This window comes from Agarivorans sp. JK6 (genome assembly GCF_045277145.1).
In the GTDB taxonomy this organism is placed as follows: Bacteria; Pseudomonadota; Gammaproteobacteria; order Enterobacterales; family Celerinatantimonadaceae; genus Agarivorans; species Agarivorans albus.
The window spans coordinates 15682-27500 of sequence record NZ_CP113525.1; the positions used below are offsets into that span (position 1 = coordinate 15682).

At 45.3% G+C, this 11819-nt stretch carries 10 protein-coding genes (1 of these 10 running past the window's edge); 3 read left to right on the top strand and 7 right to left on the bottom strand.

Features of this window, described 5'->3' with window-relative positions; translation table 11 throughout:
* Nucleotides 1-3: 3 nt before the first annotated feature.
* From OV592_RS00065 to fadB, 7 genes are all read right to left on the bottom strand, one after another.
* Nucleotides 4-858, bottom strand: coding sequence for a carbohydrate ABC transporter permease (locus tag OV592_RS00065; protein ID WP_016400293.1), 855 nt, complete (start codon nt 856-858; stop codon nt 4-6).
* Between the two features lie 2 nt (nt 859-860).
* Nucleotides 861-1733: a carbohydrate ABC transporter permease gene (locus tag OV592_RS00070; protein WP_016400294.1), complete on the bottom strand. Its 873-nt coding sequence runs from the start codon at nt 1731-1733 to the stop codon at nt 861-863.
* 85 nt (nt 1734-1818) lie between these two features.
* Nucleotides 1819-3069 carry an ABC transporter substrate-binding protein gene (locus OV592_RS00075; protein ID WP_338622938.1) on the bottom strand — a complete coding sequence of 417 codons (1251 nt, stop codon included), beginning with the start codon at nt 3067-3069 and terminating at the stop codon, nt 1819-1821.
* A 137-nt stretch (nt 3070-3206) separates the two neighbouring features.
* Nucleotides 3207-4646, bottom strand: coding sequence for an ATP-binding protein (locus OV592_RS00080; protein WP_016400296.1), 1440 nt, complete (start codon nt 4644-4646; stop codon nt 3207-3209).
* Nucleotides 4636-5352 (bottom strand): response regulator, encoded by a 717-nt coding sequence (locus OV592_RS00085; protein WP_016400297.1) that lies wholly within the window; start codon nt 5350-5352, stop codon nt 4636-4638. Before OV592_RS00085 ends, OV592_RS00080 begins: the two co-directional genes overlap by 11 nt.
* 132 nt (nt 5353-5484) lie before the next feature.
* Nucleotides 5485-6648: an acetyl-CoA C-acyltransferase FadA gene (gene fadA / locus OV592_RS00090; protein WP_016400298.1), complete on the bottom strand. Its 1164-nt coding sequence runs from the start codon at nt 6646-6648 to the stop codon at nt 5485-5487.
* A gap of 14 nt (nt 6649-6662) precedes the next feature.
* On the bottom strand, nt 6663-8822 hold the full coding sequence (gene fadB / locus OV592_RS00095) for a fatty acid oxidation complex subunit alpha FadB (RefSeq protein ID WP_406609983.1): 2160 nt from the start codon (nt 8820-8822) through the stop codon (nt 6663-6665).
* 270 nt (nt 8823-9092) lie between these two features.
* Here fadB and pepQ point away from each other — a divergent pair, with 270 nt between their 5' ends.
* The 3 genes from pepQ to OV592_RS00110 form a co-directional block, all read left to right on the top strand.
* Nucleotides 9093-10418: a Xaa-Pro dipeptidase gene (pepQ, locus tag OV592_RS00100; protein ID WP_406609984.1), complete on the top strand. Its 1326-nt coding sequence runs from the start codon at nt 9093-9095 to the stop codon at nt 10416-10418.
* Nucleotides 10409-11035 carry a YigZ family protein gene (locus OV592_RS00105; RefSeq protein ID WP_406609986.1) on the top strand — a complete coding sequence of 209 codons (627 nt, stop codon included), beginning with the start codon at nt 10409-10411 and terminating at the stop codon, nt 11033-11035. The genes pepQ and OV592_RS00105 overlap by 10 nt, the downstream gene beginning before the upstream one ends.
* Nucleotides 11036-11104: 69 nt before the next feature.
* Nucleotides 11105-11819, top strand: partial view of a TrkH family potassium uptake protein gene (locus OV592_RS00110; protein ID WP_051147556.1) — the 5' end (the start) only. Its footprint extends 743 nt past the window's final position; 715 of the gene's 1458 nt are visible here — the first part of the coding sequence; its start codon is at nt 11105-11107; its stop codon lies beyond the right edge, outside the window.

The following is an 11819-nucleotide window of genomic DNA, read 5'->3' on the forward strand; positions in this document are numbered from 1 at the left end:
TTTTTATCCTTTTACTGAGCCAGCGGTTAAGCCGCGCACAAAATATTTGCCTGCTACAACATAAACAAATAGGGTAGGTAACGCGGCGATAATCGCGGCGGCCATGTCTACGTTGTATTCTTTAACACCAGTACTGGTGTTTACTAAGTTGTTCAACGCCACCGTAATTGGCTGCGAGTCTGAGCCCGAATACACCACGCCAAATAAGAAGTCGTTCCAAATCTGAGTAAACTGCCAAATGATGCAAACCATGATGATTGGTTTGGAGATGGGCAGCATTATTTTGAAGAAAATGGTGAAGAAGCCCGCGCCATCTAACTTAGCTGCCTTTACAAGTTCTCCAGGTACCGATACATAGAAGTTACGGAAGAACAGGGTAGTAAATACCAAGCCATAAACCACATGCACAAATACCAAACCGGTAGTGGTATTGGCTAAGCCAAATTTACCTAAAGTAGCTGCCATAGGGAGCAAAATTACCTGGAAGGGAATAAAGCAGCCAAATAGCATTAAGGCAAAAAACAAGTTTGAGCCTTTAAAACGCCAGTGAGCAATGACATAGCCGTTTAAAGCGCCAATTAGGGTAGAGATAAATACTGCTGGAATGGCCATTTTAAAGGAGTTCCAGAAGTAGCCTTTAACCCCCTCACAAGTTACCCCGGTACAGGCGCTGCCCCAAGCTTTAAACCAAGCTTCAAATACCCATACTTCTGGCAACGACAACAGGTTACCACCACGAATATCCGGCAGGGTTTTAAACGAGGTTAATAGCATTACCAGTAGTGGCATTAAATAAATGGCACAAAACAATATTAAGATGAAGTAGATGAACAAACGTCCCGGAGAAAATTTAGTCATGATTATTGCTCCCGGTTACGCAGTTCAGAGTATAAATACGGCACGAGTATCGCGAGTACGCCGCCTAACATCATCATGGCGCTGGCCGCACCTAAACCCATTTGTCCGCGAGTAAAGGCGTGGGTATACATAAATAGTGCTGGTAAATCCGAGGAATAACCTGGGCCACCAGAGGTTAATGCAGTTACTAAGTCAAAGCTCTTAATTGCAATGTGAGAGGTGATAATTACCGCACTAAAGAATACCGGGCGCAGGCAAGGAAGTATGATCTTCCAGTAAATGGTGGGCATGCTTGCGCCGTCGATTTGCGCCGCTTTTACGATGCTTGAGTCGATGCCACGCAGGCCAGCCAGAAACATTGCCATTACAAAGCCGGAGGATTGCCAAACAGCTGCAATAACTAAGGTATACACCGACATGTCATTGCTCACTAGCCAGTTGAATTCAAAGCTGGTCCAGCCCCAGTCATGCATCATTTTTTCTAAACCTAAACCGGGGTTTAAAATCCATTTCCAGGCAGTACCTGTCACAATAAATGACAGCGCCATTGGGTAAAGGTAAATAGTGCGGATAGCTCCCTCTTGGCGAATATTCTGATCGAGAAATATCGCTAACAAGGTGCCTAAAATAATTGAGATAATGATAAACAATACGCCAAAAATCAGCAGGTTAATGCAGGATGTAACCCAGCGGTCATTTTCCATCAATTTTTGGTATTGCAGTAAACCCGCCCACTTAAAGTTGGGTAAAAAGCGAGAATGGGTTAACGATAGGTAGCCAGTCCAAGCTACGTAGCCATAAATACACACTGTAACCAGAAATATCGACGGCGACAGAATGATTTTAGGCAACCATTTTTGCAGAGTATTAAACATAGTACAGCCTCGTTCGAACTCCGTGTTCAAACTAACATGGGGATAGCAAAGGTAAACTCCGGCCGGGTGGCCGGAGTTTTAAGGCTTATTTAGCGGCTTTAACTACGCGCGCTAACTTAGTTACCGCTTCTTTAGGGTCACCGTCTGGATCATTAAAGAAGTTAGTCACTACATCGTAAATGGCACCTTGAACGTAACCAGTAGTGGCTAGGCCATGCGCCATGCTTGGCACTAGGTCGCCCGATTGGTTACTGGCTTTAAAGGTCGCCATTGAATCCAAGGCACAACTGTCAAACTTGCTCATATCCATATCGGTACGTACTGGAATAGAACCTTTGTTTAAGTTAAATACTTCTTGGAATTCTGGAGTAAGGATAGTTTTAGCTAGGGCTTTTTGTGCTTTAACATTATCGGCGTTGCTTAGTTCAAACATAGCGAAGCTGTCGATGTTAAAGGTAAATTGGCCGTCGGTACCTGGCGCTGGTAAACAAACGAAATCTTTGCCTGGTACTTTACCTGCGGCAACAAATTCGCCTTTCGCCCAGTCTCCCATAATTTGCATACCGGCTTGGCCATTAATTACCATGCTGGTGGCAATGTTCCAATCACGACCTGGTGAGTCGCTATCGATGTAGTTACTCATTTTTTTGAAAACAGTAAATACTTCAACCATTTTGTCGCTGCTAAGCACTGCATCGTCGTGCATCACAAACGCTTTGTTGTAGTCTTCAGAGCCTAAGATATCTAAAGCCACGGCTTCAAATACTGTGGCGTCTTGCCAAGCTTGGCCACCGTGAGCTAATGGGATAATACCTGCCGCTTTTAGTTTTTCTGCAGAAACAAAAAACTCATCCATAGTGGTAGGGATTTTGGCGCCCGCTTTTTCAAATACTGCTGGGTTAGCCCATAACCAGTTTACGCGGTGCACGTTTACCGGAACGGCTACATAGTCACCGTTAAATTTCATCACGTTGGTAACCACTGCCGGAACCGCATCGTCCCACTTTTCGGCTTTAGCTACGTCATTCAGGTTACTTAAAAATCCAAGGTCTGCCCATTCTTGAATGTCGTGACCTTTGATTTGAGCTGCTGCTGGTGGGTTACCAGAGATCGCGCGAGTTTTTAGTACAGTCATCGCACTTTCACCACCGCCGCCAGCTACGGCAAAGTCTTTCCAAGAATGCCCTTGGGCTTCCAACATTTCTTTTAGCACGCCTACAGATTTGGCTTCACCACCTGAAGTCCACCAGTGAAGAACTTCTACTTCCCCTGCATAAGCAAGGTTAATAGCGCTAGTAAGTGCCAGGGTAGAGGCGAGAGTTGCAAATTTACGCATATTGATGCCTTTGTTATTTTTTTGTGAATTCCATTCCTTATTTCACCAATCTTACTGCGCTGATTGGCTACTAAATAGACTAGATGAAACAGCTTGATAACAAAGTAACCTTTTGTAACGAAGTTGTTACAAAAGGCTTATTTAATGTGAGGCAGTTGGAGTTTTACTTCTAAACCCCCTTGAGGGAGGTTTTGTAGGGTGATGTCACCACCATGAGCATGGGCAATATTACGGGCAATACCTAAGCCTAAACCAGAGCCTGAATCGTCTTTGCTTAATCGTACGTAGGGGTTAAATACTTCTTTAATTCGCTCTTCCGGAATACCAGGGCCATGGTCAACAAATAGCAAACAAAGCTCGGCATCATCATCAAGCAAATAAATCTCAATATCGTTGCCGTACTTAATGCCATTTTCTACAAGGTTGCTGATGCAGCGCTTTATCGCTAGCGGTTTCCCGCGATAAGGATTGTCGGTTTCACCAAATACCACTACCTTGCCTAAGAACGGTTCAATGCAGTGTTTTAAGTGAGTCATTATATTGATATCACTTAAGTTTTCATGAATGTCGGTATCTTTAACTGTTTGCAGAGCACCTTTTGCCATGATCTCTAACTCGTCTAAATCACGGTTAAAGGCATCAATTATTTTCTCATCGTCAAGTAATTCTGCACGCAAGCGTAGTCGGGTTATCGGCGTTTTTAAGTCGTGAGAAATAGAGCGAAATAATAATTCTCGATCTTCAATATAACGCTTCAGTTTACCCTGCATGGTATTAAAGGCGCGGGTAGCTTTGCGAATTTCATCGCTGCCTTCTTCCACTAACGGCGGTTGAAATAAATCGATGGTTAAACGTGAAGCCGCTTTGGCCAAACGGCGCAGTGGGCGAGTTTGACGGCGAACTAAGATAAAGGTGAACAGTAGCAAGAAAAAAGTCATCAAGGCGATGAACATGATGCGATCTTGCGGTAACAGGTTGTCTTGCAAGGTCATATAGGGCGCGGGCAATAATGCGGCTAAGTAAATCCACTCGCCACTTTCTAGCTCGATTTGAGTCACTAAAATAGGTGGATTAAGCGGTTGAACTTGCAGAGTATGTGATGCCCAAGAAGAAGGTAAGTCTTTAAGTAATATATCGTTTTTGAGTACATGCAGCTTGTCGGGCATGGAAAAGTCTACATCAATCATTGGGCTGCGATTGAGCTCGCGATGCAGTACTTCGCCCACGGTTTGAATCACAATGTTTTTACGGTGACTATCGGGGATGGAGTCAATGTGAATGTATTCTTGATTGAGTGAGACAAAGAAGCGGGTGCCGCCCATTTTGCGCAACTGATTAAGCACAATGTGGCGATATTCAGAAGGTAAAGACTCAAAAAAGGTCACCGTAGAAGCCAAACTCAAGGCTAAGTTTTGCGAGGTTGAACGCAAGCCATCAGACTCGGATTGGCGTAATTGGTAAAACCAGATAAAGCTACTGGCACCCTGCGCTAGGCCAATTGCTAATAGCAATAGCAGTAGCATTCTCGCTAATAATGAGTTGGGCTTTATTCGGTTTAAAAAGGCCTTAAACTTCATGGCTCACTTGCGTCACCATCATGTAACCAACACCGCGAATAGTTCTAATTAATCGGGTATTGCTGCCATCGTCTTTGAGGCGCTGGCGCAAACGAGAAATTTGTACATCTATACCACGCTCCATTGGCAAGCTTTCGCGGCCGCGGGTTGCATCGCTAATGGTATCGCGATCGAGGGTTTCGTTGGGATGCTGTAAAAACAGTTGTAACAGGCGGTAGTCACTACTTGATAGTTCGAGTTTATCCCCGTCTTCATGCTCAAGTTGCTGAGTCTGGCTATCTAAACGCCATTGGCCAAAGCGAATATAGCGGGTATTTTGTTGCGCATTAGCGGTTACCTGAGAACGGCGCAACAAGGCTTTTACACGTGCTAATAATTCGCGAGGGTTAAAGGGTTTACCAATGTAATCATCTGCGCCTAACTCTAAACCTACAATCCGGTCCATTTCGTCTGAGTTGGCAGTAAGCATAATAATTGGCACATTTGAGGTACGACGAATTTTTTGGCAAAGGGTAAAGCCATCGTCGCCGGGTAACATGATATCAAGAATGATTAACTCAGGGTCGTTGCTCTCTAGCAACTTTGCCATCTCTTCACCGTCGTTGGCGCTAATCACGTCAAAACCTGACTTACTTAAATATTGTTCAAGTAAGCTGCGAATTTCTAAGTCATCATCCACTACCAATAACTGTTTAGCTATAACCATGAGCCTCAATTCTGTTTTTCGAAGAGTTTATGGCCTAAGAATAACAAACAACGGGCTTGGGAAAAACGCTTGCTCTGCTTAAGCAAAAAAAATGGGAGCTTAATGCTCCCATTCACAGCTATTTTTTAGACTTTATGGTCGTTCAAACACTGTCGCGATGCCTTGGCCTAAACCAATACACATAGTAGCAACACCCAGTTTGGCGTCTTTGGCTTCCATAAGGTTAATTAGCGTTGTAGAGATTCGCGTGCCAGAACAGCCCAAAGGATGACCTAAAGCAATGGCGCCACCGTTTAGGTTTACCTTATCGTCTACTTGGTCCATCAAGCCTAAGTCTTTAACGCAAGGTAGAGACTGTGCAGCAAAAGCTTCGTTAAGTTCGAATAAATCGATATCTTCAACCTTTAGACCGGCACGTTTAAGTGCTTTTTGGGTCGCTGGCACTGGCCCGTAACCCATAATCGACGGATCGCAGCCCGCAATGGCCATAGAGCGTACTTTGGCGCGAACCGTTAATCCAAGCTCAGCGGCTTTTTCTGCCGACATCACTAACATGGCCGATGCGCCGTCTGACAATGCTGAAGAGGTCCCCGCGGTTACTTTACCGTTAGCTGGGTCAAATACCGGACGTAGTTGAGACAAACCTTCTGCTGTGGTTTCTGGGCGAATCACTTCGTCTGTTTCAATTAACTTCAAGGTACCGTCGGCATCGTGGCCTTCAACTGGGAATATTTCGCTGGCGAAGCGACCTTCTAGTGTCGCTTGGTGAGCCAAGCGGTGTGAGCGAGCGCCAAATTCATCCATCGCTTCACGGCTAATCCCGTGCATTTGCGATAGCAACTCGGCGGTTAAGCCCATCATACCCGCTGCTTTTGCTACTGATTTAGCCATGCCAGGGTGAAAATCTACCCCGTGATTCATTGGCACGTGGCCCATGTGTTCAACACCACCTACGATGAATACATCACCTTGGTCGGCCATAATGGCGCGTGCAGCGTCGTGCAAGGCTTGCATCGACGAACCACATAAACGGTTTACGGTGACAGCTCCGGTTGAATGCGGCAAACCGGCTAACAATGCGGCATTACGCGCAACGTTAAAGCCTTGCTCTAAGGTTTGTTGCACACAACCCCAGTAAACATCTTCAATGTCATTGGGATCGAGCTTAGGGTTACGCTCTACCAAGCCTTTCATTAGCTGAGCAGACAAGTCTTCGGCACGTACATTTCTAAAACACCCGTTTTTAGAGCGGCCCATAGGAGTACGAATACAATCTACAATCACTACTTCTTTCATTTTATATTCCTCCATTAACCTTGCTTGCCGTAGTAAGTTTCGCCCGCCGCTGCTTTAGCGCGGAGGCCGTCGGTAACTTGGTAAAGTGGACCAAGTTCAGCGTATTGATCTGCAAGAGCTACGTAGTTATCTAAGCCCATGGTATCTAGGTAGCGGAATACACCACCGCGGAATGGAGGGAAGCCTAAGCCATAAACCAGTGCCATATCGGCTTCGGCAGGGCTTTGAATAATGCCTTCTTCTAAACAGCGCACCACTTCGTTAATCATTGGAATCATCATGCGGGCAATAATCTGCTCACTGCTGTAGTCGTAACGTTCTTTACAAATTTTGGTGAGCAAATCATAGCTGGCCGGATCGGCATCTTTCTTCGGTTTACCTCGGCGGTCTTTAGTATAGGCGTAAAATCCTAAGCCATTTTTCTGACCAAAGCGTTCAGCTTGGTACATAACATCAATCGCATCTTCGCCGGTTTTGCTCATGCGCTCAGGGAAGCCGTTAGCCATCACTGCGCCAGCATGGTGGCCGGTATCAATACCTACCACATCAAGCAGGTAAGCTGGGCCCATCGGCCAACCGAATTGCTTCTCCATGATTTTGTCTACTATTACAAAATCAGCACCATCTTGAAGTAGGCGAGTAAAACCAAAGAAGTAAGGGAACAATACACGGTTTACAAAAAAGCCTGGGCAGTCATTAACTACCACGGGGGTTTTGCCCATTTTGGCAGCGTAAGCTACTACGCTATCGATGGTTTCTTGAGAGGTCTTTTCACCGCGAATAACTTCAACCAATGGCATACGATGCACTGGGTTGAAGAAGTGCATGCCACAGAATTTTTCTGGGCGAGCTAAATTTTTAGCCAATAGCGAAATAGGAATGGTGGACGTATTTGAGGCAACAATGGTATCGGCAGAGACTTTCTGTTCTACCTCTTGTAGTACTGCTGCTTTAATTTTTGGATTTTCAACCACGGCTTCAACCACGATGTCGCTATTGGCGATAGACTCATAATTTAAGCTCGGGTTAATGGCTGAAAGGATTTTGCCCATTTTCAAACCATCTATGCGACCACGCTCTAACTGTTTGTTGAGTAACTTGGTTGCTTCATTCATGCCAAGCTCTAGTGCTGCTTGGTTAATGTCTTTCATTACCGCGGGTACGCCGCGGCTAGCGCTTTGATAAGCGATACCGCCACCCATAATGCCTGCGCCCAATACTGCGGCTTGATTAATGGCTTGGGCATTTTTAGCAGCCTTTTTAGCTAAGCCTTTTAGTTGTTGATCGTTTAGGAAGATACCAACCAGGGCTTGAGCAACATCTGATTTTGCCAAACCAATAAAGTATTTGCCTTCTAAGGCTAAAGCTTCTTCACGTCCGCAAGCTGCTGCCTTTTCCATGGTTTTAACCGCAGTGATAGGAGCAGGGTAGTGTGGGCCCGCTTTTGCGATAACCATGCCTTTAGCGCAGTTAAAGCTCATCATCGCTTCGATTTTGTTTAATGCGAGGGGCGATAGCTTAGCTTGGCGACGATTCTGCCAATCAATTTTTTCGTTGATGGCATCTTGCAGCATGGCTAAGGCCGCATCATGTAATCGTTCTGCGGGGACAACAGCGTCTACCATGCCAAATTTTTGGGCTTCTGCTGCTTTGTAGTTTTTACCGGTAGTAATCCATTCCATGGCGTTATCGGCGCCAATTACTCGGGGTAACCTCACTGTGCCACCAAAGCCAGGCATAATGCCTAGTTGGGTTTCGGGTAAGCCTATACGTGCGCTAGGCTCGGCAATACGTAAATCTGTAGAAAGGATAAATTCGCAGCCGCCACCTAGTGCGTAGCCATTAATCGCGGAAACGGTAGGTACAGGCAGATCTTCTAGGGCGTTAAAAATGTCATTGGCTTTGGTTAGCCAAGCGCCTAGCTCTTCTTCTGGCAGTGCAAACAAACCCAAAAACTCGGTGATATCAGCACCAACAATGAAGGCGTCTTTTGCCGAACTAAGCAATAAGCCTTTTAGTTCTGTTTGCTGTTGCAACGCGCTAATAGCTTCATCTAGCGATACTAAAGTGCTTTTATCTAGCTTATTTACACTTCCTTGCTTGGCATCGAATGTTAGTTCAGCGATACCGTCGGCAATATAACGAACACTAAGGTTCTCGCCTTGATATATCATTCTGCTCTCCTTGTAGCTGGTGTGCATTGCACCAGTTTTGTGTAGGGGTTAGAGATAAACTTGTAATCAATTTGTTACTCAAACATTAAAACAAATATAACGCCCATTTAAAACACTTGTTTGATATTTTGTAGCTCGCCGCACAAAACCGCTTATGAGTGGCTGGCTTATATCCTTAATAAATCATCAATTAACTGCTCTAGATCCAACTATATGTTTATTAAATGCGCTATAACTAAATAGCTAATTAATAGTCGTAGAGAGGGTGCTATGCCAACTATTCATCAACTGTTTTCTCAGCATATTGAACAATTGCAGCAGCGGGTTGCAGATGTATTAGAGCGCGAGGAGCTCGACGCATTAATCATTCACTCCGGTTACCCTCTACGAACCTTTTTGGATGATCAGCATTATCCTTTTAAAACTAACCCACATTTCAAACATTGGCTGCCGCTTACAGAGCATCCTCATTGTTGGCTGGTGGTTGATGGCTCAAGCAAGCCGATATTGATTTATCATCAGCCAAGTGACTATTGGCATAAAACGGCAGGTGACCCAGAGGGCTTTTGGGTAGATAGCTTTGAGATTAAGCGGATGGCTAATCCGCAAGATATTGAGCCCTTCCTGCCAGTTAAACGACAACGATGTGCCTACATCGGCGAGCATCCAGAATTAGCTGAGGCTTTGGATATTGGGGAGCGAAACCCAGAATCGGTACTTAACTACCTGCATTATTACCGCGCATACAAAACCGACTACGAGCTTGAATGCATTCATGAGGCGAACCGTCGTGCGGTTAAAGCCCACCTTAGCGCTAAAGAATTGTTTTTTGCTGGTGCATCAGAGTTTGAAATTAACTTAGCCTATTTAGCTAGCTTGGGGAAAAGTGAATACTCACTTCCTTATTCAAACATAATTGGCATGAATCAAAACGCGGCAATTCTTCATTACACCGCTTTAAGTGCTAGTAAGCTTGCCGAGAAACAGCATTATTCAATGTTGATTGATGCTGGGGCTGAGTATCGGGGATACGCGGCAGACATCACCCGTACCTATGCTTACCGAAAAGGACTGTTTGCTGAGCTGGTGGCCGAAATGGACAAACTGCAGCTGGCTTTGATTGCTGATTTAAAACCCGGGTATCGCTATACCGACCTGCATTTTAAAGCGCATCGACAGTTGGCCAAGCTGCTGGTGGATTTTGAGTTTGTATACTGTAGTGCCGCTGCCGCCGTGGAAAAAGGCATTACACGTTGTTTTTTCCCACATGGTTTGGGTCATCACTTAGGGTTGCAAGTGCATGACGTTGGTGGTTTTATGCAAGATGAAGACGGCGATGTACAAGCTGCACCGGCCAGTGATCCGTTTTTGCGTTGTACTCGCATGATTGAACCTCGCCAAGTGCTTACCATAGAGCCTGGTTTATATTTTATCGAAAGCTTGTTAACCGAATTGGCCGAATCGGAGCATACTCGCTTGATTAATTGGGCAAGGGTTGATGAAATGCGTCGCTTTGGCGGTATTCGTATAGAAGACAATGTGGTGGTTACCGCGCTGGCTTGTAACAACCTAACGCGAGAGCAAAATTGGCAATAGCAGTAAATGATTATTTTAAACCGCAGCAAACGGTGAGCTGCGAAGAGTTAATCAAACGTAGCCGTTTTATTAGCTTGATTATTCCAGTTGCTAATCGCCAACAAGCACAGCAACAGTTAGAAGAAATAAAACAGTTACATCCACAAGCGCGTCATCATTGTTGGGCTTTTGTGGCTGGTCACCCTAACGATAGCCAGTGTTTGGGTTTTAGTGATGATGGCGAACCCTCGGGGACAGCGGGTAAACCTATGTTAGCCCAATTGCAGGGAAGTGGCTTAGGTCAAATTCTGGCGGTGGTTGTTCGTTATTCAGGTGGCATTAAACTTGGTACTGGTGGCTTGGTTAAAGCTTATGGTGGTGGCGTTCAGCAGGCATTAAAGTTAGTTGAATCTGAGCGAGTGGTCGCTTGTGGAGAGTGCAGCTTAGAATTTGACTATGCCTATACAGCCCAAGTAGAGAGTATGCTCGAGCGCCCTCATGTTGTTAAGCTTGATACTCAGTTTTCTAGCCTAGCGCAGATGCAGGTTAGTTTACCGCTTAGTGAATATGCAGCTTTCAAACAACAGCTGATTAACCTCTCAAGTGGGCAGATTAAGGTAGGGAAGCTGCTGTCTTAAGTTGTCTTGTGCAACGCTTTACTTCAAGATATGCAGCATTAACTTTATTTAGAAAGAGATACGACACGGATGCAGATCAGAGCGATTATTAGGATCGTTGGACTTCTAGTAATGCTATTTAGTCTCGCTATGATCGTTCCGGCTATTGTCGCTGCGGTATATAAAGATGGTGCTGGTAAGGCCTTTATGGCCGCCTTTGCACTGTGTGTTAGCGCTGGTTTTCTATTGTGGTTCCCACAACGCCATCAAAAAACTGAGCTTAAAGCCAAAGAAGGCTTTCTCATTGTTGTTCTATTCTGGACAGTGCTGGGCAGCGTAGGTGCGCTGCCTTTTATTCTTACCGAAAACCCCAACATGTCGGTTACCGACTCCTTCTTTGAATCATTTTCTGGCTTAACCACAACCGGTGCCACGGTGATTGTTGGTATCGAAAACCTGCCTAAAGGTATTTTGTTTTACCGGCAAATGCTGCAATGGCTGGGTGGAATGGGCATCATTGTATTAGCGGTTGCGGTATTGCCTATTCTTGGGGTTGGGGGCATGCAGTTATATCGAGCAGAGATCCCCGGTCCAGTTAAAGACAAAAAGATGACCCCCAGAATTGCCGAAACCGCCAAGGTGCTTTGGTACATCTATTTGTTTCTCACTATTAGTTGTACGGTGGCATTTTGGTTGGCAGGCATGTCGATGTTTGATGCTATTTGTCACGCTTTCTCAACCATTGCTATTGGTGGCTTTTCTACTTATGACGCCAGCCTTGGTCACTTCGATAGCTCTCTCATTA